General features: G+C 73.2%; 21 protein-coding genes. 17 read left to right on the top strand and 4 right to left on the bottom strand.

All coding sequences use genetic code 11. From position 1 onward, the window contains the following. Positions 1–2: 2 nt before the first annotated feature. From ABT170_RS18390 to ABT170_RS18335, 12 genes are all read left to right on the top strand, one after another. Complete coding sequence (locus tag ABT170_RS18390) at positions 3–1,055, top strand: tetratricopeptide repeat protein (RefSeq protein WP_329947045.1); 1,053 nt, start codon at positions 3–5, stop codon at positions 1,053–1,055. Beyond that, positions 1,052–2,101, top strand: coding sequence for a polyprenyl synthetase family protein (locus ABT170_RS18385; protein WP_351868526.1), 1,050 nt, complete (start codon positions 1,052–1,054; stop codon positions 2,099–2,101). Before ABT170_RS18390 ends, ABT170_RS18385 begins: the two co-directional genes overlap by 4 nt. A gap of 171 nt (positions 2,102–2,272) precedes the next feature. Then, positions 2,273–2,920, top strand: a complete 648-nt coding sequence (locus tag ABT170_RS18380) for an SUKH-4 family immunity protein (protein ID WP_329947047.1) — start codon at positions 2,273–2,275, stop codon at positions 2,918–2,920. A 477-nt stretch (positions 2,921–3,397) separates the two neighbouring features. Then, positions 3,398–4,573: a glycosyltransferase family 4 protein gene (locus tag ABT170_RS18375; RefSeq protein ID WP_351868523.1), complete on the top strand. Its 1,176-nt coding sequence runs from the start codon at positions 3,398–3,400 to the stop codon at positions 4,571–4,573. Continuing rightward, positions 4,570–6,060: an exopolysaccharide biosynthesis polyprenyl glycosylphosphotransferase gene (locus ABT170_RS18370; RefSeq protein ID WP_351868520.1), complete on the top strand. Its 1,491-nt coding sequence runs from the start codon at positions 4,570–4,572 to the stop codon at positions 6,058–6,060. The genes ABT170_RS18375 and ABT170_RS18370 overlap by 4 nt, the downstream gene beginning before the upstream one ends. 2 nt (positions 6,061–6,062) lie before the next feature. Beyond that, the gene (locus tag ABT170_RS18365; protein ID WP_351868517.1) at positions 6,063–7,421 is read left to right on the top strand and encodes an O-antigen ligase family protein; all 1,359 of its coding nucleotides are present in this window, start codon (positions 6,063–6,065) and stop codon (positions 7,419–7,421) included. Beyond that, positions 7,418–9,196, top strand: a complete 1,779-nt coding sequence (locus ABT170_RS18360; protein ID WP_351868514.1) for a lipid II flippase MurJ — start codon at positions 7,418–7,420, stop codon at positions 9,194–9,196. Before ABT170_RS18365 ends, ABT170_RS18360 begins: the two co-directional genes overlap by 4 nt. Then, positions 9,186–10,010 carry a polysaccharide deacetylase family protein gene (locus ABT170_RS18355; RefSeq protein ID WP_351868511.1) on the top strand — a complete coding sequence of 275 codons (825 nt, stop codon included), beginning with the start codon at positions 9,186–9,188 and terminating at the stop codon, positions 10,008–10,010. Before ABT170_RS18360 ends, ABT170_RS18355 begins: the two co-directional genes overlap by 11 nt. Next, the gene (locus tag ABT170_RS18350) at positions 10,007–11,143 is read left to right on the top strand and encodes a glycosyltransferase (protein ID WP_329947053.1); all 1,137 of its coding nucleotides are present in this window, start codon (positions 10,007–10,009) and stop codon (positions 11,141–11,143) included. Before ABT170_RS18355 ends, ABT170_RS18350 begins: the two co-directional genes overlap by 4 nt. After that, positions 11,140–11,817, top strand: coding sequence for a YveK family protein (locus ABT170_RS18345; protein ID WP_351868509.1), 678 nt, complete (start codon positions 11,140–11,142; stop codon positions 11,815–11,817). Before ABT170_RS18350 ends, ABT170_RS18345 begins: the two co-directional genes overlap by 4 nt. Further along, positions 11,814–12,962, top strand: a complete 1,149-nt coding sequence (locus ABT170_RS18340; protein WP_351868507.1) for a GNAT family N-acetyltransferase — start codon at positions 11,814–11,816, stop codon at positions 12,960–12,962. The genes ABT170_RS18345 and ABT170_RS18340 overlap by 4 nt, the downstream gene beginning before the upstream one ends. Positions 12,963–13,174: 212 nt before the next feature. Further along, positions 13,175–13,456 carry a chaplin gene (locus tag ABT170_RS18335; protein WP_329947056.1) on the top strand — a complete coding sequence of 94 codons (282 nt, stop codon included), beginning with the start codon at positions 13,175–13,177 and terminating at the stop codon, positions 13,454–13,456. A gap of 120 nt (positions 13,457–13,576) precedes the next feature. Here ABT170_RS18335 and ABT170_RS18330 read toward each other — a convergent pair whose 3' ends face one another. Then, positions 13,577–14,437, bottom strand: a complete 861-nt coding sequence (locus ABT170_RS18330; protein ID WP_329947057.1) for a tyrosinase family protein — start codon at positions 14,435–14,437, stop codon at positions 13,577–13,579. Positions 14,438–14,456: 19 nt separating this feature from the next. Beyond that, the gene (locus ABT170_RS18325) at positions 14,457–14,999 is read right to left on the bottom strand and encodes a tyrosinase family oxidase copper chaperone (RefSeq protein WP_329947058.1); all 543 of its coding nucleotides are present in this window, start codon (positions 14,997–14,999) and stop codon (positions 14,457–14,459) included. Between the two features lie 222 nt (positions 15,000–15,221). On the opposite strand from ABT170_RS18325, the gene ABT170_RS18320 reads away from it, so the two are divergent. From ABT170_RS18320 to ABT170_RS18310, 3 genes are all read left to right on the top strand, one after another. Then, positions 15,222–16,499 (top strand): cytochrome P450, encoded by a 1,278-nt coding sequence (locus ABT170_RS18320; protein WP_351868502.1) that lies wholly within the window; start codon positions 15,222–15,224, stop codon positions 16,497–16,499. A gap of 162 nt (positions 16,500–16,661) precedes the next feature. Next, a complete protein-coding gene (locus tag ABT170_RS18315) occupies positions 16,662–17,834 on the top strand; it encodes a glycoside hydrolase family 26 protein (RefSeq protein WP_329947060.1) in 1,173 nt (390 codons plus the stop codon). Positions 17,835–17,948: 114 nt separating this feature from the next. After that, entirely contained in the window at positions 17,949–20,429 is a 2,481-nt protein-coding gene (locus ABT170_RS18310) for a SpoIIE family protein phosphatase (protein ID WP_351868500.1), read from the top strand. A gap of 47 nt (positions 20,430–20,476) precedes the next feature. On the opposite strand, the gene ABT170_RS18305 is transcribed toward ABT170_RS18310, so the two are convergent. Further along, positions 20,477–21,877 (bottom strand): MFS transporter, encoded by a 1,401-nt coding sequence (locus ABT170_RS18305; protein WP_351868498.1) that lies wholly within the window; start codon positions 21,875–21,877, stop codon positions 20,477–20,479. Between the two features lie 228 nt (positions 21,878–22,105). On the opposite strand from ABT170_RS18305, the gene ABT170_RS18300 reads away from it, so the two are divergent. Next, positions 22,106–23,062, top strand: a complete 957-nt coding sequence (locus ABT170_RS18300; RefSeq protein ID WP_351868495.1) for a helix-turn-helix domain-containing protein — start codon at positions 22,106–22,108, stop codon at positions 23,060–23,062. Here ABT170_RS18300 and ABT170_RS18295 read toward each other — a convergent pair. Further along, on the bottom strand, positions 23,019–24,476 hold the full coding sequence (locus ABT170_RS18295) for an APC family permease (protein WP_329947064.1): 1,458 nt from the start codon (positions 24,474–24,476) through the stop codon (positions 23,019–23,021). The two genes, ABT170_RS18300 and ABT170_RS18295, sit on opposite strands and share 44 nt — an antisense overlap. 254 nt (positions 24,477–24,730) lie before the next feature. Here ABT170_RS18295 and ABT170_RS18290 point away from each other — a divergent pair, with 254 nt between their 5' ends. Next, the gene (locus ABT170_RS18290; RefSeq protein ID WP_351868491.1) at positions 24,731–26,179 is read left to right on the top strand and encodes an aldehyde dehydrogenase family protein; all 1,449 of its coding nucleotides are present in this window, start codon (positions 24,731–24,733) and stop codon (positions 26,177–26,179) included. Positions 26,180–26,438 lie beyond the last annotated feature (259 nt).

Genomic DNA, 26,438 nt, shown 5'->3' with positions numbered 1-26,438 from the left:
CCATGCAGAGCAAAGCACTGGCGCCCGAGTACCAAGGTGCTCTCACCAAGATGTCGGTGAACTCCTCCTTGACCGATGTACTCGCCGAGGGCATCCGTCACTTGGCGGACGCCGAGGCCTCCGGCTCGCAGGCGGAGGTGGCGCGTGCCGGTCTCGCCGTGGCCGAGGCGCACCGCCGGCTCGGCCATGTGGCGGAGGCGGACCTGGCCTGGAAGGCCAGCTACCGCGCCGCGCGTTCGGCCGAGGACCTCGGGGCCATGGCCTGGGCGCTGTGGAGCGGCGGCACACTGGCCCGGCAACGGGGCGCCCTGCGGCTCGCGTTCCGGCTGCTCGGGCTCGCCGCCGACATGGGCAAGCGCGGCGGGGATGTCGTGGCCCGCGGCTACTCACTCGCCGGTCTCGCCGAGACGGGGCGTATCCAGGGCGACTACGGGACCGTCGCGGCCCTGCACGAGCAGTTGCTCGCCGAGGCCCGCGCACGCGGCGAGGCCCGGCACACCGTGTGGGCGCTGGAGGGCATCGCGCAGATCCACCGCAACACGGGCTCGCTCGACACGGCCCTGGAGATGTTCGAGGAGGCGGCCCAGCTGGCGCGGAACGCGGACGACTGGCGCGGACGCGCCTGGGCGCTGCGCGGGATAGCCGACATCATCTCCGTGCGCGACGGGGACACGGAGCGCGCGCTCACCCTGCTCTCGGAGGCCGAGAGCACCTGTCGTGAGATGAAGCTGTCCAGCGCGCTCGCCTACAACCACAAGATGCGCGCCAACGTGCTCTTCCGCGCGGGCCGGTACGAGGAGGCCCGGGAGGTCTACGAGCAGGCGCTCGCGGAGTTCCGCGAGATGAGCGAGCCGCGGGGCGAGGCACTGGCCCGGCTCGGTCTGGTGAAGTCCCGCGCCCGTCTCGGCCGCGACCGGCACGAAACCGTCGCGGAACTGGACGAGCTGCGCCGGACGCTCGACCGGATCGGCCTGCTCAACGCCCGTGACATGGTCGACAAGGCGTACGCCGAACTCGACGTGGCGCCGAGCGGCGACGGGAGCGGCCGACGATGACCGCCCCTGTCACCCTGCCGGACACCGCGCCCCTGGTTCTGACCCGTTGCCGCGACCTCGTGCGTCCGGCGCTCTCCCGGGCCGTCCAGCGTCTGCACCCCTGGCACGCCGGGATGGCCGCCTTCTCGCTGGGCTGGAGCGACGTGGACGGCAGCCCGCTGCCCGGCCCGCAGGGCAAGGGACTGCGCCAGGCACTGGCGGTGCTCGGCGCCGAGGCCGCCGGTGGGCCGGGCGAGGACGCGGTCGTCGGCGCGGTGGCCGTCGAGCTGATCCATACGTTCTCGCTGCTGCACGACGACATCATGGACGGCGACGAGACGCGCCGGCAGCGCCCCACCGTGTGGAAGGCGTACGGCACCGGCCCGGCCGTTCTCGCGGGGGACGCGCTGTTCGCCCTGGCGGTGCAGACGCTGGCGGACGCACCCGGCGGGTACGGTGCCCCGGCGGTGCGGCGGCTGGCCTCGGCGCTGAGCGACCTGGTGCGCGGTCAGGCGGAGGACCTGCTCTTCGAGTCGCGGCCCTGGACGGGTACGGGTGCGGTGCGCCCGCAGGAGTACCGGTCGATGGCCGAGAACAAGACCGGTGCGCTGCTGGGCTGCGCGGCCGCACTGGGCGCCGAACTGGCCGGGGCGCCGGGCGGCACCGCCGACGCGCTGGACCGGGCGGGCCGGCACCTCGGGGTGGCGTTCCAGGCCGTGGACGACCTGCTCGGCATCTGGGGCGACCCGGCGGCGACGGGCAAGCCGGTGCACAGCGATCTGCGCCGCCGCAAGAAGACCTTCCCCGTCCTCGCGGCGCTGGCCTCGGGCCACCCCGCCGCCCGTCGGCTGGACACGCTCCTGAGCACCGGCGGACCGCTCGGCGAAGAGGCCTGCCGCCGGGCGGCCGGACTGGTCGAGGACGCCGGGGGACGCGCCGCCGCCCTCGCCGAGGCGCACGAGAACCTGGCGTCCGCCCGCGACTGTCTGGAGCGTGTTCCGCTCGCGCCGGCGGCCCACGAGGAGATCCTCGCGCTCCTGCCCTTCCTCGTCCGGCGCACCGGGTGAGGAGGCCGCCCCCTCCGGCTGCCGCCCCGGTGCGCACCGGCCCGCTCCGCACCGCCCCTTGAGCACCGCCGGGCCGGATTCCCGGGCCGCGACGCCGCCTGAGATCATGGCGGGCGTCGCGGCCCGGGGTGTCCGGTCCGGGACGGGGCCGCGGCGGAGGGGACACAGCTCATGATCTTCGAGGTCGGCGACGAGGAGCCGCGCCCCGGCGTGCCGGAGTCCCGCTGGGTACGGGCCTCGCCCGAGGCCCTCGCCGGCGTGGTGCGCCGGCCGCAGGACCTCCAGGCCCTCTGCGGGACGGGGTTTCCCCAGCGCCCGTTCGCGATGGCCCCGGCGCTCGCGGCGGACGACTGCACCGTGGGCGGGTCCCGCCTGGTGGACCTCGGCGACACGGTCGAGATCGCGGAACGCGAGTTCGGCGACCTGCTGCTCTTCGGGGCCGTACAGGGCTGGTACCTCTTTCTCCACCTGGGCGACGGCACGGTGTACGCCTACCCCGACGAGGTCGCGCTCTTCCCCGGGGACTTCCGCCCCGTGCACACGGACCTGTCGTCGCTCCGCCGTCTGCTGGAACTGTTGCTCCGTCAGCAGCTTCGCGCCGAGGGCGAGTCCTGTGAGGACTGGGTCACGCCGTACGCCGAACTCGCCCGCTTCACCGATCGGATCCGCGCCGAGTTCGCCGCCGCGGACCCGGGCGCGCTCTCCCCCGAAGGGCCCTGGCCGGCGTTCTTCCGCGATATCGAGGACGGCCTGTATTCCACGTACTACGCACGCCCTCCGCGCGCTTCGGCGGACGAAGGCGACCTACCGGCCGAATGAATGATGCGCCTTACAGATATTGAGGCGAACGGCCGCAGGGACGCCGCGCGGGAAGAGTGAAACACAGGCAGCGAAATGTGCCCCGCGTCCGGGTGAAAATGCTGCCGTGACCTCCCCGCATCGCCCGGTGGAACCCCGGGAACACTGACTCCAAAAGGCTCAACGCACTCCGAACAGAGCTGGCCACGGGCTGCCATTCGGGTGTTCCCCGCGATGACGCGTGAGCGAGTCACACACGCCTTTCGGCCTCCGGTCTGCCAAAGTGCACTTCGTCTTTACTCACCGGATTGATTCCGAAGTTGACGTCACGGGACGTCACATCCAAGAAGTCGTGGAACGGCCTCACGGATGCGGTCTCTCCTACTCGGCTGTCCGTCCGCCCACCCTCTTCGGCGGCCGGATCACCGTCGCCTGAAACTCCTGCCGCCGGGGCTTTTCGAGCCCGTACTCCGGCGGCACGTAAGAAGAGAGCCAGCCGTGCTGCATAAGCGTTGCACTGAAGAAAGACAATTGACGGTCCTTCATTTGGTACAGCCGGTGGACGGTGGCGTGGCCCGGGTCGTCACCGACCTCGTCCGCGCGCAGGCCCGCGCCGGTCTGCGGCCGGTGGTGGCCTGCCCGCCCGCCGGACCGCTGGCCGCCGAAGCGGCGGCGGCGGGGGCGCTGGTCCACAGCTGGCCCGCGGTACGCACCCCCGGCCCCCGGCTGGCCGGAGAGGTCACCGCCGCGGCCCGGCTGGTCCGGGAATGCCGCCCTGATGTGGTCCACGCGCACAGCGCCAAGGCGGGTCTGGCCGGGCGTATCGCCGTACGCGGCCGGGTGCCCACCGTCTTCCAGCCGCATGCCTGGTCGTTCGAGGCCGTGGGCGGCCGCACCGCGGATCTCGCACTGAAGTGGGAGCGTTTCGGCGCTCGTTGGGCCGACCACATCCTGTGCGTCAGCGAATCCGAGCTCCGCACCGGCCGGGAGGCGGGCATCACCGCCCGCTGGTCGGTGATCCACAACGGGATCGACCTGGGCCGCTTCCGCCCGGGTGCCCCCGCGGACCGCCGGTCGGCCCGCGCCGCCCTCCCGCCGCTGACCGGCGTCGCGGCCGGCGCCCCGCTGGTCGTCTGCGTCGGCCGCCTGAGCCGGCAGAAGGGCCAGGACGTGCTGTTGCGGGCCTGGCGGCGGATGCGGGTCGAGGGTGCCCGGCTCGTCCTGGTGGGCGACGGACCCGCCCGGGACAGCCTGCTGGCCGCGGCCCCCGCCGGAGTGCTGTTCACCGGGGCCAGCGACGATGTGCGGCCGTGGATCCACGCGGCGGACGTCCTCGTCCTGCCCTCCCGCTGGGAGGGGATGGCGCTGGCACCCCTGGAGGCCATGGCCTGCGGCCGGCCCGTCGTGATGTCCGACGTCAACGGCGCCCGGGAGAGCCTCCCGCCCGGGGGCGAGGCGCACTGCATCGTGCCGCCGGAGGACCCGGCGGCGCTCGCCGCGGCGCTCACCGTCCTGCTCACCGATCCGGCGCTGAGAAACGCCCTGTCCCGCAGCGTCCAGCGCCACACGCGAGCGGCCTTCGACGTCAGGCGGACCGCGGCGGCGGTCGCCGGGATCTACCAGGAACTCGTCGGCTTGTCCGGCCCCACGATGAGGAAGCGCACCGAGCGATGACCACGGAGAGTGCACCGGCCCCCGGCGCCGCCCAGGCAACAGCCGTACAGGCACACACGGTTCATCCGCCGCGAAGGAGCGGGGGCCGCGCCCAGGTGACGCGCCGCCCGCGCGGCGCGGGCCGGTACGGCCCGGTGGTGTGGCTCCTGCTCGCCGACGGAATCGCGGTGGGCGTCACGACGGCGCTGTTCTCCCCGGTGCCGTGGCCCTCGCCCTCGCTCGCCGTCCAGGCCGCGGTCCAGCTGACGCTGCACGCCTACCGGGGGCTGTACCGGCAGGGGCTGTCCCCCTCGGCGCTGTCCGAGCTGCCCGCGCTCCTCGGCCTCGCCCTGCTCCAGTGGTACGCGAGCGCCGAGGTGCTCGCGGCGTGGGACCCGCGTCACGCGATCGGCTGGCCGACGCTGGCCGCGGCGGCGGTGACGCAGACGCTGCTGTGCGGGGCCGCACGGGCCGGGGCCCACCGCGCGCGTCTGCGGTCCGGTGCCAGAAACCCCCGGTCCACCGTCGTCGTGGGCCACGGCACGACCGCACAGCAGGTCACGGCGGCCCTGTTCGCCCACCCCGAGTACGGGCTGCGGCCGGTCGGCCGGTTCGTCCCCGCCGCCGCCCCGGACGAGGCGTTCACCACGCCCGCGCCCGGCGCCGTCCCCCTGCCCACCCTGGTGACGCTGGAGGAGGTGAGCCGTGCGGTCGTCCAGAACGGTGTGCGGGACGCGGTCTTCACCGCACCGCCCGAGTCGAGCCCCGAGGGTGCGGCTCTCTTCGGGCTGTTCGCCGGACACGGCTGCCGGGTCTGGCTGATCAACAGCCCCGGAACCGGGGCCGTCACCCCGCACCCGGCCCGGCCCGGCCCGGACCATCTGTGGGGCTTCGCCGCCTACGCGCTGCACAGCACGGACCGGCGGCCGGTGACCTACGCGGTCAAGCGGGCCCTGGACGCCGTACTGGCCGCGCTGGTCCTGGTCGCGGTGGCACCGCTGCTGGCGCTCTGCGCCCTGGCGGTGCGGCTCTCCGACGGGCCGGGCGTCATCTTCCGCCAGGAGCGCGTGGGGCGGCACGGCCGGCCGTTCGTCCTGCTCAAGTTCCGTACGCTGCGGCCGGCCGACGCCCACGAGTCGGCCACCCGGTGGAACGTCTCCGCCGATCAGCGTATGAGCGCGGCGGGCCGGCTGCTGCGCCGCACGTCGCTCGACGAGCTGCCGCAGCTGTGGAACGTCCTGCGCGGCGACATGAGCCTGGTCGGCCCCCGTCCCGAACGCCCCTTCTTCGTCGCACAGTTCAGCCGGGCGCATCCCGGCTACCAGGCCCGTCACCGGATGCCCGTCGGCATCACCGGTCTCGCACAGGTGAACGGTCTGCGCGGCGACACCTCGATCGAGGAGCGGGCGCGCTTCGACAACCGCTACATCGAGACCTGGTCGCTCTGGCAGGACGCGTGCGTGCTCGCCCGTACCGCCGGTTCCCTCTTCCGGCTCGGAGGCAGCTGACCATGGCCGTCGCGTACCCCGCGGCTCCTCCCGCGCGCGCCGTTCCCCGCGCTGCCGCGGGCGGGTGGAGAAGCCGGTGGCCCCTGCTCCCGCTGGTCGCCACCGTGCTGCTGACGGCCGTCCCGGTGCCGGCCCGGGGACCGGCGGCCTGGCCGGACATCCGCCCGGCCGACATCGCCTCGGGCATCGCGGTACTCCTGTGCGTGGGACGCCTGCTGTACCTCGGGCGGCGCCCCCTCACCGCGGCGGCGGCCCTGGTGCTGGGAATCCCCGCCCTCGGTTTCGCCGTGGCGACGGTCACCGCGGCGGACCCCTCGGCCGCGCTGCCCGGATTCGTGCGCTACCTCCAGGTCTTCGTCCTGGTACCCGCCGCGGTGTTCCTCCTGATCAGGGACGCCCGGGGCTTCCGGGTCCTCACCGGCGCGCTCGTGCTGCTCGCCCTCGTCCAGGGCGTCACGGGAGTCCACCAGTACGTCACCGGCACCGGTGCCTCCTACCGGGGCGAGGAGATCCGGGCGGTGGGCACCTTCGGTCCCGGCGACATCATGGGGATGGCCACCGTCGTCGCCTACGGCCTGCTCGTGGCCGCCGCCCACGCGCTGCGCACGCCCGGGGGCGCGCCCTCCTGGCTCCGGCCCTGCGCCGGAGTCATCGCTGTCGCGCTGACCGTTCCGCTCGCGCTGTCCTTCAGCCGGGGCGTGTGGATCGCGACAGCGGCGGCGGTCCTCGCCGTGCTCGTCCTGACCGGCCGGCGGCAGGCCACCCGCTCCCTCGCCGTCCTGTGCGCAGCCGGGGTCGTGCTCGTCGGAGGCTTCGGCATCGGATCCGGGATGATCTCGCAGCGGCTCGACAGCGTCACCGAGGTGGCCTCGAACCCCGACCGGTCGGTCAGCGACCGGTACGCCCTGTGGGGGGCCGCGGTGGGGATGTGGAACGAACGGCCCGCGACGGGTGTCGGCCTCAAGGGCTTCCCCGTGCACCTCGACGGGCATGCCCCGATCGGACTGTCCGCGGGCAGCGACACCGAGGGCGCCGGACAGGCGTACCGGAAGCAGGCGCTGCTGTCGCCGCACAACATGTACCTGCTCGTGCTCGCGGAGCAGGGGCTGATCGGGCTCACCGCGGTGCTCGGCGGCTGGGCCGCGATCCTGGTCGGTGCCGTGCGCAGGCTGTCCCTCGCCCGGTCGCGGGGTCACGCGGCGGTGGACTGCGGGCTGGCCGCCGTCGGCCTGATGATCTGGCAGAGCGTCAACTTCCTGTACGCGGACATCGGCGGCCCGACGACCGTGCTCGGCGGAGTCGTGCTCGGGCTGGCCGCCTGGTGGGCCCTGGCCGAACCGGAACAGGCGGGCGCCGCGTGAGCGATACCGGCACGGGAACGGAGGCCGGGCCGCGTCCCCTCCCGGAGAGCGCCCCCGGCGCTCCCCCGGCATCCGAACGGGCGGCCCCACCCCGGCGGTCCGCCCTCCGGCGGGCCCGCCACCCCACCTCGACCGCCGCTGCCGCTCGGATCCGGTCCGCGGGCGGTGCTCCCGGCACCGACGACGGGCCTCCCGGACTGGGCTCCGTCCTGGCCAGGGCCGCCGCCGCCACCGCCGCCCTGACGGTCCTCGGGTCACTGCTCGGGCTGGTCCGCGATCAGGCCATCGCCCGGTACTTCGGCGCGAGCGAGGCGAGCGACGCGTTCCTCATCGCCTGGACCGTGCCCGAGATGGCGGCGACCGTACTGATCGAGGACGGCATGGCCCTGCTCCTCGTCCCGGCCTTCAGCCTGGCCCTGGCCCGGCGCACGGCCGCGCCCCAGGACGACGCCCGCACGGAGGACCCCGTACGGACACTGGTCGCCGGAACCCTTCCCCGGCTGCTCGCCCTGCTGGCCGGCGGCACCGCGCTGCTGATCGCGGGCGCCCCCTGGGTCGTGGGCGTTCTGGCGCCCGGTCTGGACGACCCCCGGCCGGCGGTGGACTGCACCCGGATCACCGCCGTCACCGTGCTCACCTTCGGCATCACCGGCTACTTCAGCGCCGCGCTCCGCGCCCACCGCAGCTTCCTGCCGCCCGCCGGGGTCTACGCCGCGTACAACATCGGCATCATCGGCATGACCCTGACGCTCCACTCGGTCTGGGGCGTCCGCGCCGCCGCGGCCGGGGTCGCCGTCGGCAGCCTGCTGATGATCCTGACCCAGCTGCCCGCCTTCCTCCGGCTGCTGCCCCGCCGGTGCCGCCGGACCGGGCCGTCCCGCGCCCGGCGTCCCCGCGTCACGAAGAACGCCGCCCCGCTGCTGGGGACAGCGGTCCTCGCCCCGGTCGTCCTGTTCGTGGTGGGCCGTCAGTCTCAGGTGCTGGTCGAACGGTTCCTCGCCTCCACCCTGCCCGCCGGTGCCATCTCGCATCTGAACTACGCGCAGAAGGTCGCGCAGATGCCGATGGTGCTGTCCCTCATGATCTGCACGGTGACCTTTCCCGTGGTCGCGCGGGCCATGGCCGACGGGGACCGGGCCAGGGCCCGCCGCCGGGTCGAAAGGGATCTCTCCCTGGCCGCGACGGTCGTGCTGCTCGGCGCGGCGGCCGTCCTCGGATACGCCCCCCAGATCATCGAAGTGCTCTTCCAGCGCGGCGCGTTCGGCCCGCGGGACACCGCCGCCACCGCCGAGGTCATGCGGGTCTACGCCGCGGGGCTGCTCGGCCACTGTCTCGTCGGCGCGCTGAGCCGGCCGTTCTTCTCGGCCGGGCGGCCCACCTGGTTCCCGGCCTTCGCCATGGCCGCGGGGCTCCTGGTCACCGCGGGGGCCGGATACGCCCTGACGTTCCGTTTCGGCGTCAACGGCATCGCCGCGGCCAACGCCCTCGGCATCAGCACGACGGCGCTGCTCCTGCTGATGGGGCTCGGTACACGTGTGGTCGCGATCCGGGTCCGGACGGTCGTCGCCTCCCTGGGCCGGCTGGCGGGCGCCGCCGGCGTGGCGGGGGCGGCCGGCTGGGCCGCCGCGCCCGCGGTGACCGGCCCCGCGCGAAGCCTGGCCACGGGCTGTGTTCTGGTCCCCGTCGTGTTCCTGCTGGCCGGACTCGTACTGCGGGCCCCCGAAGTGGTTCATCTGCTGGCTCTCATCCGACAGAGGTTCTCCCATGGCCGCTGACCCTTCGGCGCGTCGCGCCGACTCCCCTTTCTCCCGGCTCCGTCCGGCCGCCCGCGTCCAGCCCTGGATCCTCACCTATCACTCGGTGGGCGACCCGCGGCACGACCCGTACGGCATCACCGTCTCCCCCGGCCGGCTCGACCGGCAGCTGGCCTGGCTGCGCAGCAGGCGCCTCACCGGGGTCGGGGTCTCCGCCCTGCTGCGCGCGGACGCCTGCGCACGGCAGAGGCTGGTCGGGCTGACCTTCGACGACGGGTACGCGGACTTCGTCCAGGAGGCGCTGCCGGTGCTGCGCCGGTACGGGTGCACGGCGACGGTCTTCGTCCTGCCCGGCCGGCCGGCCGGCTCCAACGCATGGGACCCGCTGGGCCCGCGCAAGCCGCTGCTCACCGCGCGGGAGATCCGCCACGTCGCCGACGCCGGTATGGAGATCGGCTCGCACGGCCTGCTCCACCGGCATCTGACAGCGCTGACGGACGAGGAGCTCCACGCGGAGACGCACCGCAGCCGGGAGCTGATCCAGGAGATCACCGGCACCGCGCCGGAGGGCTTCTGCTATCCGTACGGCACGGTGGACCGGCGGGTGATGGACGCGGTGCGCGAGGCGGGCTACGGCTACGGCTGCGCGCTCGCCCCCGCTGCCCCGCTCGGCGCGTTCGCCCTGCCCCGTACGCACGTCAGCCACGCGGACCGGGGGGTCCGGCTCCGGGTGAAGGAGCTGCGGCACGCCTGGCGGTACGGCAGCGGGTACGGCAGTGGGTACGGCCCGGAAGGCGTCTCCCCCACCGTCGCTCCGACGGGCGGGCACCGATGAAGGTCCTGCACATCATCACCGGGCTCGGGGTCGGGGGCGCCGAGCAGCAGCTGCGGCTGCTGCTGCGTCATCTGCCGGTCCGCTGCGACGTCGTGACGCTCACCAATCCGGGTGCGGTGGCCGCGGGCCTGCGGGCGGACGGTGTGCGGGTGGCGCATCTGGGCATGGGCGGCAACCGGGACGTCACGGCCGTGGGCCGGCTGACCCGGTTCATCCGCGCGGGCGGGTACGACCTCGTCCACACGCATCTGTACCGCGCCTGCGTCTACGGGCGGATCGCCGCGCGTCTGGCCCGGACCCGCGCCACGGTCGCCACCGAGCATTCGCTGGGACGGGCGGAGATCGAGGGCCGCCCGCTCACCCGTGGCACCCGCGCGCTCTATCTGGGGACCGAACGGCTCGGGTCGGCGACGGTCGCCGTCTCCGCCACCGTCGCCGGGCGGCTGCGGGACTGGGGCGTACCCGCCGCGCGCATTCACCTCGTGCCCAACGGGATCGACGCGGACCGGTTCCGCTTCGACGCCCGGGAGCGGCGTACGACCCGGGCGCTGCTGGGTGTGCCCGCCGACGCCTTCGTGGTCGGCGGGGTGGGCCGGCTGGTGCCCGGCAAACGCTTCGACGTCCTGGTCCGCGCGGTCGCGGCGCTGCCCGGCGCCCGGCTCCTGCTGGCCGGGGAGGGGCCCGAGGCCGAGTCGCTGCGGGCGCTGGCCGGCCGGCTCGGCGCCCTGGACCGGATCCGCTTCCTCGGCGCGTGCGAGGCCGAAGGGTCCGGTCCCGCTCCCGGCGTCGCCGCGCTGCTGAGCGCCATGGACGTGTTCGTCTCGGCGTCCCGCGAGGAGTCCTTCGGGCTGGCGGCGGTCGAGGCGCTGGCGGCGGGGCTTCCCGTGCTGCACGGTGCCTGCCCCGCGATCGATGACCTGCCCGCCGACCGCGCCCCGGGAGCCGCCCGCGTCACGGGCGGTGCCGGGGAACTGACGGCGGCCCTGCGGCACCGGATACGGAGCGCCGCACACCGGCTGCCGCCGCCCCCGGCCGTCTCCCACTACGACATCAGGCGCAGCGGCGAACGCCTCATGGACATCTACACGCACGCCCTCGACACCGCCCCACCGACCTGGAGAGCACACTCATGACCGAGTCGCCCGAGAAGCAGCCGCCCGCCGCCGGACCCGACCGCCGGCGGCGCGCCCTGACGCGCCGGCCCCACTGGTGGCCCCTGCCCGTCTGCATCCTGCTGGGCGCGGCCTGCGGGCTCTCCCACGGCCTGCTCACGTCCCCCGAGTACGCCGCCACCGGTTACGCGCTGGCGGTGGCCGAGGAGGGTTCCGATCCGGCGGCGGCCATCGGCTACGCCCAGTCCTACGGCCGGCTCGCCACCAGTGACGCGACCCTCTCGTACGCCCACGGGGCCGCGGGGGAGCCCGCGGCGGTCCTGCGATCCCAGGTGACCTCGGAGACCTCGCCCGACTCGCCCATGATCGCGGTCACCGGCACCTCGGGCGATCCCCGCCGGGCGGCCGACATCGCCGACGCGGTCATCGAGGCCATCGTCGTCAGCAGTGGTCACGTCGCCGCGGACACCGGGGTGAAGCTGATCAAGTTCTCCCACGCCATGACACCGGACCGCGCGGCCTCCCCGTCCGTTCCGGTCGGCACGGCCGTGGGGGCGAGCGCGGGCGGACTGTTCGGCGGGCTCGTCCTGCTCGTACGGCCCCGCCGGAAGGGCTGGACCGTCTCCGCCCAGGTCCCCGGGCCCGCGACCGCCGGTGAGCCCGTCGCCTCGGGCGACCGCGAGCTCGTACGATGACCGCCCCCGGGCCCGGCGGCCTCTCCGTCACGCTCTGCCGCGATCCCCGGGAGTTCGGCGCGCTCGGTGGCCAATGGGACGCGCTGCACCGCCGCTGCGCCACGGCCACGCCCTTCCAGAGCCACGCCTGGCTGCACTCGTGGTGGCTCTCGTACGGTCAGGAGGGCAGGCTCCGGGTGATCCTGGCGCGCCGCGGCGGACGGCTGGTCGGCGCGGCCCCCCTGATGCTGGCGCACCGGCCGATGCCGCTGCTCGTACCGTTGGGCGGCGGCATCTCCGACTTCTTCGACGTCCTCGTCGACGAGGACGAGGCCGGCCGCGCGGCGTCGGCCCTGGCGCGCGGGCTCGACCGGGCCGCCCGGCACACGGTGATCGACCTTCGGGAGGTGCGGCCGGACGCGTCGGCGCAGCTTCTGTTCGGAATGTGGCCGGGGGCCAGGAGCCGGCTCACGGACTCGACGTGTCTGGAGCTGCCCGCCGAGCCGGTCGACGTACTCGTCCGGCGCATGTCCAGTTCGCGCGGTCAGCGGGTGCGGTCCAAGCTCCGCAAGGCCGACGCGCTCGGGATCGTGTGCGAACCGGTGCCCGAGCACGGGGTGCCGGCCGCGGTCGGCCGTCTGCTGCGGCTGCACGAGCTCCAGTGGCACGGACGGAGCGTCAACCCGGAGCACCTCACGGCGCGCTTCCACGCCCATCTGGTGCGTGCCACCCGGCGGATGGTGCGCGACGGCGAGGCGTCCCTCACCGAGTTCCGGATGGGGGGCGAGGTGGTCGCGGTCAATATGGCACTGCACTCCGGCCGTCTGACCGGGGGCTACCTCTACGGGGCGCATCCCTCGCTCAGGGACCGGAAGGTGGACATGGCGACCCTGCTGTTGCGCGATGTGGCGGGGCAGGCCGCCGGTGCCGGGCGCGATGTGCTGAGCCTGCTGCGCGGATCGGAGCAGTACAAGAGCCACTGGCAGCCGGTCTCCGTGGTCAATCAGCGGCTGCTGCTGGCCCGTTCCGCTCTGGCTCCGCTGCTGCGGCTGCGCGAGTCGCAGGTGACCGCGCGGGGGCTGGCGGCACGGACCGTGAAGGCGCGCTTCCCCGCCGCCCGGGACTGGCACGGCCGGCTGACGGACCTCACCGCCGTCGGACGGTGACGGGGTCGTCGGGCCGTCGGTGACGGCGCCCGCGGCCGACGCACGTGCGGGCTCTCGGAGCGGGCCCGCCGGCGGGCACTCCGGCAGGCGTACGGAGTGGGCCGGAGATATCACCTATGCGTTGATCCGTTACCGTCTGCCGACTTTCGCGTTGTCAGTGAATGCGGGGCCTCGTGCTCCGCGGCCAACCGCAATACCTACAAGGAGTACTGATGTCGCGTATGACCAAGGTTGCCGCCGTGATGGCGGGCACCGGTGCCCTGATCGCCGGCGGCGCCGGCCTGGCGTCCGCCGACGCCGGTGCGTCGGGCGTCGCCGCCCACTCCCCGGGCGTCGCCTCGGGCAACGTCGTCCAGGTCCCCGTTCACGTGCCGGTCAACCTCTGCGGCAACACGATCAACGTGATCGGGCTGCTCAACCCGGCCTTCGGCAACACCTGCGTGAACGCCTCCGGTGGCCACGAGGACAACGGGGCGTACGGCTACGGCCACTGATCTCCCCGGGCGAAACGGCCGGTCTCCCTTCCGCCGGCGGAAGGGAGACCGGCCGTTCCCCGTGCCCCGCACGGCCGTTGCCGACCCGGGCCTCCGGGCACCGGCCCCGGAGGCGGGCTCTCACACGTAGCGGTAGAAGCGGGTGTGGTCCAGGAGCTGCGAGGGCGCGACATCCCACGGCGGCATCCGGTCGTCCAGGCCGAACACCCGGCTGCGCTGCGCCCCGGGGGACGCCGGCTTCCTGCCCGGCAGGTAGGCGGAGCCGGGATGCGCCTGCTGCCAGCGTGCCCAGAGCAGGTCGATGAAGGCGTGATGCAGCCAGAAGACCGGGTCGTCGGGCGAGGCGGCCCCGGCCATGGGACCGCCGACCCACTGGTGCACCCGGTTGTGGTTCGCCACCGGGCGTGAGTTCCTGATGCCCCAGCCCTCGATCCGGTTCCGGAAGCCCGTCCCGCTGACGCTGTTCCACGGCTCCGCGTCGTAGACCGGGTCGCTCAGCGCCCGGTCCACGTCCTGCTTGCTGGGCAGCGTGATCGGGTTCTCGGGTCTGCCGAGGTTGCGGGAGAGGAAGCGGTCCTCGGTCGTGCCGCCGCTGGTGGGCCAGTTGCCCCGCGCGTACGCGAACGCTCCGGTCGTGACCTGCCGGTCACCGGCCCTGCCGTTGCCGCCGAGGAAGTCCTCGGCCCACAGGGAGGAACTCGGGGTGTTGTCCCGGGTCCAGTCCCAGTACGGCACCGACACCCCGGGATCGACCGCCTGGAGAGCCCGTTCGAATTCCAGCAGGTACCTGCGGTGCCAGGGGAAGAAGGACGGTGTCATGTGCGCGGGCCGGAGCCGGTTCTCGGCGTCGGACACGTAGAACTCCTGGTGCATGACCACGAACTCGTCGTACCGTCCGGAACGCTTGAGCCGCAGGATCGCGTCGACCAGCCGCCTCTTCTCCGTCCTGGTCAGATCGCGCTGGTTCTTTCGGTTGTACACCGGTACTCGTCCTCCTGGATCACATGCTGTGGGTGGAAGGCAGGGGCAGCTGGGCGCGTCCCAGTTCGTCGACCGCGGCGCGGGCCGTCTCGACCAGCGTCGGGAAGGACTCGTAGTGGTTGATGTGGCTCAGATAGGTCCCGTCGGCGCGCCTCATGATGTGCAGCGGTCTGCCGTCGACATGGACCTCGATGTCCTTCAGGGCCACGACGGGATGGCCCGCGTGCACCGGTGCCGCGGGGGTGTCCGCGGGCAGCTCGGCGGTCGATGTCCCCCGGATCTCGCGGCCCCGGTACATCTCGGCGAACCGTTCCGGGCGCGGCCGGTCTGCCGGTTCCGGCCGGGCCCCTGTCATGGTCCCGTCCTGCGACACGCGCTCCGCGCCCGGTGCCGCACCGGCGCCCGACGCGGGGCCGGGCGCCGGATCGCCCTCGACGACCGGCGCGAGCACCGCGGCCGTGCCCGCGACCATGCCCACCGTGAACGCGGCACGCAGAACGATGCGACGGGTCGGGACACGCTGTCGGGCCGGGGGGCCGCTCGGTTCCGTGGTCAAGGCCATGGGATGGCCACCTTCCTCTCATTGGCTCTTCCGGGGTGTCGCGGAAGTCGAAGCCGGCGGCGGGTCGCCGCCGGTGCGGTCGCCGTCCGGACGCCGCGCGCCCGCCGGGCGTTCCGGCAATCGCGTGATGTGCCGGGGCGGGGACCCCTGTCCTCCGCGTCGTTCGCGGACCAGCGGGTCCCGGGCCGGAACATGGCCTGCGAACTCGTGGAGGTGGTGGGCATGAACGTTCCGGCACAGCTGTCCGGGGACCGGGTACCGCGCCTGGAGGAGGTGAACCTCGCCGATCCGCTCTTCTGGCGTCTTCCGCGCCCGGAGCGGCTGCGGGCATTCGCTCTGCTGCGGGAGCTCGACGCGCCGGTGGAGTTCACCCCCCGTCCGGGTGCCTCGCGCACCTTCACCAGCGCCTTCCACGCGCTGGTGAAACACGCCGACGTACGGGCCGCCAGCCGCAATCCGCAGATCTTCGCCAGCGCGCCCGGCGTCACCGCACCGGAGCCGGCGCGCTGGGCGCGCGCGGTGTTCGGCAACTCCATGGTGAACATGGACGGTGCCGAGCACGCGGCCATGCGCCGGATCGTTTCCCGGTCCTTCACCCCGCGCCTGCTCGCGGCAGCCGAGGAGAACATCCACCGGGCCGCCCGGCGGCTGGTGGACGAGGTGACCCGCGAGTCCCCCGGGAACTTCGTGCCGTCGGCCCCCTCCCGGCTGCCGCTGGAGGTCATCTGCGACCTGATGGGCATCCCGGGGCACTGCCGTCCGGGGATCGCCGAGCTGATCGATCACGCCTCGGAGCACGTCGGTGTCGAACGCCGGGGCCGGGCCCGGCTGCGCGTACCGGGCCGCGGTCTGCGTGCCCTGGCCCGCATGCAGCTCGTGATGGCGAGGCTCGCCCGTGAGCGCCGTCGCCGCCCCGAGGACGACCTCGTCTCCGCCCTGGTCCGTGCGGACATCGACGGCCAGGCGCTGTCCTCGCGGCAGCTGGGGGCCTTCTTCTCGCTGCTGCTCGTGGCCGGTGTGGAGACCACCCGTAACGCCATCGCCCATGGACTGTCCCTGCTGACCCTTCATCCGGACCAACGCGAACTGCTGGAATCCGACTTCGACCGGCACATCGACGCCGCCGTGGACGAAATTGTCAGGCATTCGACACCGATCATCCAGTTCCGCCGGACCGTCACGACGGAATACACCCTGGGTGGACGCACATTCCTCCCCGGCGACAAGGTCGCCCTCGTCTACGCGTCGGCCAACCGCGACGGAACCGTATTCACCGACCCCGACTCCTTCGACATCACCCGTTCTCCCAATCCCCATCTCGGCTACGGCGGAGGCGGCCCTCATCACTGTCTCGGCGCACACCTGGCACGGCTGGAGATGAAAGCTCTGCTGCGAGAACTGCTCACCAGGAAGCACGTCTTCCGGCAGGTCGGGGAAACGGAGCTCGTCGATTCGAATTTCGACAACCGGGTACGTTCCCTGCCCTTCACCCTTCAATAGCCAAATCCGCCGGCGAAACCCTTCCGCCAGGGATTCACTTGAATGGACCGGCCGAAACGCCAGAAAACATCAATGGCACCTTCGCACCCTGTGGTAACCGATGATGAATCTCCCTGTGACGGCCGACCGGCCGGAGTTCCACCGGAGCCAGGAGGAGCGGTCATGCCCGCAAAGCGCCGTCTCATCAGTGCGTGTGTCGCGGCCATGGTGCTCAGCGTCCTGGCTGGCGGCGGCATCGCCGGGCAGAGGCCGTCCGGTCCCGACACGGTCGACGGCGCCGCCCCGGGCCCGGCGGGCTCCGCGGCCACCGCGCACGGCGCGTATCTGGACTACGGACCGGCCGGGGTACGGAGAATGGCGGGCCTGTCGCGCTGGCTCGGCGGAACGGAGCTGCGCGCGGGACACAGCTACCTGCCGGGCGATCTCTGGGTGAACATCGAGGGCCGTCCGGATTTCCTGCGTTCCTGGGCGGCCTGGCGGCAGGCGGAGGACGACCGGATGTTCGTACTCAACACACCCATGCTGGAGCGGAACGAGGATCATGTTCCGGATTCCGAGGTCCGCACCATGCTGCGCGCGGGGGCCGCCGGGGACTACGACGGGCATTTCCGGAAGCTGGCGGAGCGGCTGGTCTCCCTGGGCATCCCGGACACCGTGATCGTGCTCGGCTGGGAAATGAACGGCACCACCTACACACATCGCTGCGCTCCCGACCCCACGGCGTGGAAGACGTACTGGAGGAGCATCGTCACCGCCATGCGCGGCGTACCGGGCCAGCGGTTCCGCTTCGATTTCGCGCCGAGCAGAGGACAGGACGCGATTCCCTGGACCGACTGCTATCCCGGCGACGACGTGGTGGACATCATCGGCATGGACTCCTACGACCAGCCCCCCGGCGAGTCGTTCGACGAGCAGGTCGATACCCCCTACGGGCTGCGGAAGCACGTCGACTTCGCCGCGGAGCACAACAAGCCCATCTCCTATCCGGAGTGGGGGCTCTTCCGCAACGGCGACAATCCCGAATACATCCGCCGCATGCTCGCCTGGATCGATGAGCACGACCCGGTGTACCAGACCGTCACGGACTACTGCCCGCACGGCGTGTGGCAGTGCGCGGACAACCCCGAGTCGACGCGGATGTACCGCTCCACGCTCGCCGCGATCTCCGGGCCGCCGACCCCGGGTGCTCCCGCTCCCACGACCACCCCTGACCCCGTTCGGCCCACACCTGGCGTGCCCGTCCCGGATCCCGGGCGCAGATGGTGCATCGCCCTTCCCCTCGGCGACTGGTTCGGCCACTGGCTCGGGGAACGCAGGATCTGCGTGCGCTACTGACCGGCCCGGGAAGCGGGCCCGAATCCGCCGGCCGCGGGCCGCCCCCTCGGCCACGCTCGTGCACATTCCCGGGTGAAGCGGGACCATGGAAGCCTAGAAACGGTGGTGAGGTGCATGGCAGCCGCCAGTGAGGAGCCCGGGGCGGGCTCCGGCGCCGCGCCCGCCACGGGGCCGCAGGCGCCCTTCGCGGCGTCCAACGACGCGACGGCCGTGCTGTCCGGGGACGGGACGGTCATCGGCTGGACCCGGGGGGCCGAAGACCTGCTCGGGTACCCGGCGGACGAGATGACCGGACGGTCGGCGGCCGTACTGCCGGCGGTTCCCCCCGACCCGATCCGCACGGCCGCGATCGCCGAGCGGTGCCGTGCGGGGACGGGCTGGAGCGGGCTGATTCCCCTGCGCCGCCGTGACGGCCGCCGTGTCGAGGTGGAACTGCGGGTGTCCGCGTCGTTCCTCATCGGGGGGCGCGAGAGCTTTCTCGTCTCCGGGCGGGAACGCAAGCCGCAGTGGACGATGCGCCAGTCCGTGCTGGAGGGGTTCCTGACGCGCTCGCCGGTCGGCATGGCGGTGATGGACACCGATCTGCGCTACATCTGGCTGAACGACACCCTGGAGCGGCTGGGCGGGGTCCCCCGTGACGAGCGTCTGGGCCACCGTATGAGCGATGTGCTGCCGGGACTGAGGGCGGAGCGCATCGAGGAGGTGATGCGCGGGGTCGTGGAGACCGGTGTACCGGTCAACGACTACGAGTACCGGGGGTGGAGCTGGGCCGATCCGCATCGTCCGCACGCCTACTCGGCCTCGTTCTTCCCCCTGGTCGACGGGGACGGGACCGTCATCGGCGTCTCCTACCTCGTTCTCGATGTCACCGACCGGTGGAACGCCCGGCGGCTGCTGTCCCTCGTCAACGAGGGCGGGGCCCGTATCGGCAGCACCCTGGACGTCATGCGCACCGCTCAGGAACTCGCCGACTTCGCGGTGCCGCGCTTCGCCGACCTGGTCTTCGTCGACCTTCTGGAGCCGGTCGTCAGCACCGGGGACCCCGGGGCGTGGCGGTCCGGCGCACCGGGGCCGGAGGCCGGTCCCCTGCTGCGGCGGGCCGGAATGCGTTCGGTGCGGGAAGGCTGCCCGGAGGCCGTCGCGCGGATCGGGGAGCGGGTGGACTTCGCCGCCGCGCCGCACGACCTGAGCTTCCTGGCCGACGGCGAGCCGGTACTCATCCCGGTGATCGCCCCGGACAGCCGTCTGTGGGACGTGGGCAGGCCCACGAGGGCGGCGAAGGTCCGCGAGTTCGGGCTGCACTCCCTCATCTGTGTACCGATGCGCGCGCGGGACACCGTACTGGGCCTCACGACCTTCCTGCGGTCCCGGAACCAGGTCTCCTTCGAGGAGGAGGACGTGGCGCCGGCCCGGGAGCTGGTGGCGCGGGCGGCGGTCTCCCTGGACAACGCCCGCCGCTACACCCGGGAGCACACCGCGGCGCTCACCCTTCAGCACAGTCTGCTCCCGCACACCCTCCGCGGCGGAACGGCGCTGGAGGTGGCCTCCTCGTATCTGCCTGCGGACGCGAAGGACGGGGTCGGGGGCGACTGGTTCGATGTGATCCCGCTTTCCGGCGCCCGGGTCGGACTCGTCATCGGCGATGTCGTGGGCCACGGCATCGGCGCCGCCGCGACCATGGGACGGCTGCGCACGGCCGTGCAGACCCTGGCCGACATGGACCTGGCTCCCGACGAACTGCTGGCCCGGCTCGACGATCTGGTCCTCACGCTGAGCCAGGAGGAGTCCGCCGGCCCGGAGGCGGCCCCCGCCAGTACGACGGTGCTGGGCGCCACCTGTCTCTACGCCGTCTACGACCCCGTGACGCGGCGCTGCACCATGGCCCGCGCCGGCCATCCGCCCCCGGTGATCGTCACCCCGGACGGGGAGGTCAGCTTTCCCGAACTGCCCGCCGGTCCCCCGCTGGGACTGGGCGGGCTGCCGTTCGAAGCGATGGAGATGGAGCTGCCCGAGGGCAGTCTGCTCGGCCTGTACACCGACGGTCTGATCGCGGGAACCGACCAGGATGTCGAACTCGGCATGTCCCGGCTCGGCCGCGCCGTGGCACGGCGGGACCTGCCCCTGGACACCCTGTGCTCCACCACCGTCGAGCAACTGCTGCCCGTGCCGCAGCCCGACGACATCGCGCTGCTGCTCGCACGCACCCATGCCCTGAGCAGCGACCAGGTCGTCTCCTGGGACGTGCCCAGCGAACCGTCTGCCGTGGCCGGCACGCGCGCGCGAGCGGCCCGGCAGCTGGAGGCATGGGGGCTGGGCGAGCTGGCGATGACGACCGAACTGATCGTCAGCGAGCTGGTCACCAACGCCATCCGGTACACCTCCGGGCCCGTACGGCTGCGGCTGCTGCGCCAGTCCGTCCTGATCTGCGAGGTCTCCGACTCCGGCAGCACCTCACCCCGTCTCCGGCACGCCCGCACGACGGACGAGGGGGGACGCGGTCTGTTCCTCGTCGCCCAGCTCTCCCGGCGGTGGGGCACCCGCTACGCCGCTCACGGCAAGATCATCTGGGCCGAGCAGGGCCTTCCGGAGGACTGAGGGCCGTCCACCGCGAGAGCGCCCCCGCGGCCGTCCGGGCGGAGGCCCTACCCCGTGATCCGTCCGGCGGCCCCGATCCGGACGGCCGCGGGCAGTCCGAGCAGCAGGACGACGGCCGCGGCCACGGCGTACGCGAGGTGGTGCCCCGACAGCGAGGGGGTCCCGGATCCGGCGCTCGCGGCCACCGCGGCCAGGACCGCCGGGCCCAGCGCGCTGCCGATCTGGAGGGCGGTGACCGTGACCGCCGACGCGGTGCCGTGGGCCGCCTCCCCGACTCCGCCCAGACCGGTGACGGTGATCGCGGGGAAGGACAGTCCCTGTCCGGCCCCGGTGATGACGAGTCCGGCGAAGACCGGCCACCAGTACGAGGAATGGGCACTGGTCAGGTACCAGAGCAGCACCCCGCCCGCGGTGGCCGTCAGGCCCACGGCCAGTACGGGACGTGCGCCGAACCGCGGGATCAGCCGGCCGGACAGCAGCGCCGCGCCGGTCACGGCGAGGCTCACCGGCAGCACCGCGAGCCCGGACTCGGCGGCCGTCATCCCCTGCACCCGCTGGAGGTGGAGGGGCAGCAGGAACAGCGAACCGCTCACACAGAAGTAGAAGGCCGCCCCCACGAACGCGGCGGTGCGGACACCCTTCATCCGCAGCAGCGCCCGGTCCAGGAGCACCTCGTCGGCGCAGCGGGTGCGGCCTCGCCGCCACCACACGGCCCCGGCCGCCGCGGCGGCACCGAGGACGAGGAGGAACAGCCCGTCCCCCGGCCGCGTCGCCAGGTCCGCGCCCAGCACGAGCAGGACGATCGCCGCGACGAGGGCGCCGCCGCCGACCGGGTCCAGGCGGCGCGCCCGTTGCGCCGTGCCGGCCGGCAGGCACCGCACGGCTGCCGCCGCGGTGATCACGGCGGCGGCCGCCTGCAGGACGAACACCCAGCGCCAGCCCAGTACGTCGGTGATCACCCCGCCCAGGACGAGCCCGGCCCCGTAGCAGCCGGCCTGCGCGGACGCGTAGACGCCGAGCGCCCTGGACCGGGCGGCGCCCGCCGGGTACAGCTCGGTGACCAGGGCGGTGGCCGCGGGCATGGTGACCGCCGCGCCCGCGCCCTGCATCACGCGGCCGACGGCGACCGGCCAGAAGGCCGGGGCGAGGAGGGCAAGCACGGCTCCGGCGGCCAGCGTCAGCAGCCCCGCGGCCAGCACCCGGCGCCGCCGGAACCGGTCGGCCATGGCACCGCCGCAGAGCAGCAGTCCGGCGAGCGCGAGCGCGTAGCCGGTCACCGCCCAGGACAGGTCCTGCGCCGAGGTGCCGAATTCGGCGCCCAGGGACGGCAGGGCGCTGTTGAGGACGGCGACGCTCCCGGCATCGAGCCCGGCGGCGGCGCTGAGGACGAGCAGGGGCAGGTACCGCGGGGCCGCCGTAGGGCGGTCGAGTACGGGGGCGGTGGGCATATGCGGACTCCGGGAGGCACGGACGATGCTGACAGCGCACAGTCTTCGCAGGCCGGAAGGGGTGGACCAGACACCTGCCGGGAGTAGCCCCGGCAGGGCCACCCTCGGGGCCGCAGCTGTCGTACCGAAGGGGGACAATGGGGCGGTATGGCTCTCGTTCCCCCGGCCCCGGGCTCCCCGGACCCTGCGCCGGCACCCCGTCCGACGACCCCGGCCGCGGCTCCCGCCATGGGACCCGCCCCGGCGGCGTCCGCTTCCGGCGCCCCCTCCCCGCTGCCCGCGCTGGCGCACTTCCTCCGCTCGCGCCGGGCCCGGCTGACGCCGGAGAGCGTGGGCCTGCCGCGTGCCGGGGCGCGCCGGCTGCCCGGTCTTCGCCGGGCCGAGGTCGCGGTGCTGGCCGGGATCAGCCCCGAGTACTACACCCGGCTGGAACAGGGGCGCCAGCGTCATCCCTCGGCGGAGGTCCTGGACGCGCTGGCCTCGGCACTGCGCCTGGACGCCGACGCCCGGCGCCATCTGCACCGTCTCACCGTCCGCGCGGCGCGGCGTACGGGACCGGCGCACGGCCCGGCCGGGGACAGCTCTCCCGTCCCCGGGGCGACGCTGCGCCTGCTGCGGGCGACCACGGTGTGGCCCGCCTATGTGATCAGCCCCGTACGCGACGTGCTGGCCTGGAACGACGCGGCGGTCCGGCTGATCACCGACTTCGCCGCGCTGCCCGTCGCGCACCGGAATCTCGCCTGGTTCGCCTACGGCGACCCGCGCGCCCGGGAGCTCTTCGTGGACTGGGACGCCGTGGCCCGGGGCAACGCGCACCGGCTGCGCGATGCGCTGGCGGCGGATCCCCATGATGCGCGGGGCCGGCACCTGGTGGCCGAACTCACCGCGCACAGCCCGGAGTTCGCCGCCGCCTGGGAGGACCACGACGTACGCGGACCGGGCACCGGCCACAAGGACCTCGACCATCCGTCGGCGGGCCGGCTGCGTCTGGACTACACGGTGTACGTGATCCCCGGTGCGCGGGCCCTCGAACTGGTCGTCATGACGGCCCCGGAGGGTTCGCCCTCGCACCGGGCGCTGGAGCGGAGCGCGAACACCGGACCGGGCCGGGCGGGCTCGCCCGGTCCGGAGCCGCCCGGGGTCACTCCGGCCGGCCGTCCGCGTCCCGCCCGTCCTGCACCTTGATCCGGTACAGCCACAGCAGGACGGCCGCCACCAGGACGGCGAGCGCCACCCCCAGCTCCGTGTAGCCGCCGTATCCGGTGATGGAGAAGCCGGTCGCGCCCACCACCAGCACCACGGCGAGGAATGCGGCGAGCGCCCAGGCCAGGGGGACGAAGAAGCGCGGCAGGCGGATGGGACGTACCGCGTCGGGGCGGTCCTTGCGCAGCAGCGCGAACCCGGAGACCGCCAGCACATGGGTGAGGATGTAGCCCAGATTGCCGGTGACGATGATGGCCAGCGGGGTCTGGAGCACCGTCAGCACGAAGACGTTGAGGACCAGGGCCACCAGCAGCGCTCTGGCCGGTACGCCGCGCCGGTTCAGCACGCCCACCTGTTTGACCGTGAGCCCGGACCTGCCCATCTCGTACAGGACCCGGGAGCCGTCGGCGAGCCCGGTGATCATGATGAGCAGCAGGGAGGCGATGAGGAAGACCACCATGAGGTCGGAGGCGCCGCCCACCAGCTCCTGGAAGGCGCCGATGTAGAAGGTGGTGGGCTCCTCGGCGATGGTCTTCTCACCCACGTATCCCGACAGGGTCAGCGGGAGCAGGACGAAGACGCCGAGCGAGAACAGCACGCCGGCCCGCAGCGCCCGGGTGGTGTCGCGCACGGTGTCCTTGTACTCGGGGGCGAAGGTCGCGCACACCTCCACGCCGAACGAGGTCCAGGCCATCACGTAGAGCCAGACCAGCGCCTCGCGCAGGCCCGCCGCGCCGTGCAGGTTCCAGTGCAGGCCCTCGGCGCTCCAGTCGCCGGAGAACAGCGGCAGGACGATGAAGACGGCGAGCGGGATGAGCAGGGCGCCGCCGGTGACGTAGACGACCCACATGGCGACGTGCAGGCCGATCATCGCCGCGCCGAACAGCAGGAGCATCACCGTCAGGCCCACGGCGATGGGGAAGTCGACCTTGAGCGGTCCGAACTCGACGCTCCAGTCCTGGCCGGGGAACCACTGGGCCCGGACGAAGGAGCCGATGAGCCCGGAGTAGACGGCCAGCGCCGTGGTCCAGGGGAACCAGTAGCCGATGCTGGCGATGGGCCCCACCACGGGGGCCCGCTTCTTCCAGCCCTCCGTCGCGTAGTGGGCTATCCCGCCGGAGGACTCGGGGAACATCGCGGCCAGTTCGGTGTAGATCCAGTTGGTCGCGGTGGCGAGCGCCATCGAGACGGCCCACAGGGCGATCGCGCCCCAGGCGCCGAGGCCGCCGATGGAGGCGCCGAGCGAGGCGATGAGCGCGGCCGGCATCGTCAGCGACATCGCGAAGCCGTCGAACCAGCTCATCTTCCGGGGCAGTGCGGGGGCCGGTCCGTCCGTCCCCGGCTGTGCGGGTGGTGGGGAGGCGAGTGGCGGCGGGTTCTTCGGCTGGGCTGACATGGCGATCCCCTCGGGGTGGACGCAGACAGAAGTAGCGATGAGGCCTGGTTATAGGTCAAGCGAAAATCACCTGTCAATACTCACGAACAAGCAATGTTCGGCTACTAGATTTGCTGAATCAGCAGTCTTGACAGTTTCTGTTTGCTCAGAGAGTCTCCAGACATCGCTTCGCACCGGACCCTGGGCCGAGCGGCCCCCGGGCCCGTATCCCCTCGGCCCGCCCCCGGGCCCGCACAGGACTGAGAGGCCATCGCATGAGCACCCCGACCGCCGCCCGGCACCAGCTCTTCATCAACGGCGCCTACACCGACGGCTCCTCCGCCACCGACCACGAGGTCATCAGCCCCGCCACGGGCGAACGCGTCGGCACCTTCCCGCTGCCCGCCGCCGCCGACGTCGACGCCGCGGTGCGCGCCGCCAACCGGGCGCAGCCCGCGTGGGCCGCGACCAACGTGTGGAAGCGCGCGGAGCTCTGTCACCGCATCGGCGACGAGCTGAGCAGCCGGGTCGACGAACTCGCCCGCCTCCAGTCGCTGGAGCAGGGAAAGCCGCTCGCCGAGTCCGTCTCCGACATCGAGGAGGCGGCGAAGCTCTTCCATCTGCACGCCGAGGACGCCGTACGGCTGCACGGCGAGACGCTGCCGTCCACCGACAGCACCAAGCGGATGTTCACGTTCCATCGCCCGGTCGGTGTCTGGGGCATCATCACGCCGTGGAACTTCCCGCTGCTGATGCTCGCGGAGTTCGTCGCCCCCGGGCTCGCCACCGGCAACGCCCATGTCGTCAAGCCGCCGGCCAACACCCCGCTCACCGTCCTGCGGGCGATGGAGGCGTTCGTCGCCGCCGGGCTGCCCGACGGCCTCGTCAACATCGTCCCGGGCGAGGGGGAGACCGGCGACGCGCTGGTCCGTCACGAGGGCATCCACGCGATCGGCTTCATCGGCTCCACCGAGACCGGCGCGAAGATCCAGGCCGCCGCCGGACTCAAGCGCTCCATCATGGAGTGCTCGGGCAACGGTCCCCTCGTCGTACTGGCCGACGCCGATGTCGAGGCCGCCGCGAAGGCCGCCGTGGACGGCGCCTACCCGTGCGCCGGACAGGTCTGCTGCGCCACCGAACGCGTCATCGTGCACACCGACATCCACGACGCCTTCGTCGAGGCCGTGCTGCGTGAGGCCCGGCGCATCACGCTGGGCGACCCGTTCGACCCGAAGACCGTGCTCGGACCGCTCAACAACGAGGGCGTAGCGGCCAAGATGGACCGTCACATGGCCGACGCCCGCGAGCGCGGCGCGCGTGTCCTGCTCGGCGGCAGGCGCGCCCCGGGCCACCCCACCGATCTGTACTACGAGTTCACCGTCGTGGACGGAGTGCCGGAGGACAGCCTGCTCTCCCGCGAGGAGTCCTTCGGACCGGTCGTCCCGATCATCACCGGCCAGGACGAGGACGACCTGCTGCGCATCGCCAACGACGACCGGCTGGGGCTCCAGGGTGCCGTCTTCACCCGCAGCATGACCTCCGCCTTCCGCTTCATCGAGGAGATGGAGGTCGGCCAGGTCATCGTGAACGAGAGCAACAACTGGTGGGACATCAACATGCCCTTCGGCGGCGCCGGCAGCCGCTCCACCGGCTGGGGCCGCATCGGCGGCAAGTGGACGCTCATGGACATGACCGACACCCGTACCGGCGTCATCAGTCTCTGACCGGCCGGCGGCGCCCGCCGTCCGGTCCGTCCGGACACCTCGGCGCCGCCTCCGCCGCATCCGCCGTACGCGCCGCACATCGCGCGGCACGTCTTCGCCGTCCAGCCCGCGCGGGCCGGCCCCACTCTGTTGGGGGGCCGGCCCGCGCCGCCCCCCCCCCCCCGGCCTGGTGGTTACCGCCCCCAGACCACCGCCCACCCCCCCCCCGAGCGGCAGCCGCGACCCCCCCCCACCCCGGGGGGCGCCACCCACGGCGCCC

The sequence above is a fragment of the Streptomyces sp. NPDC001787 genome (assembly GCF_040297465.1).
GTDB lineage: Bacteria > Actinomycetota > Actinomycetes > Streptomycetales > Streptomycetaceae > Streptomyces.
Note: the sequence above shows the minus strand (reverse complement) of the source record. Positions and strands in the feature narration are given on the sequence as shown.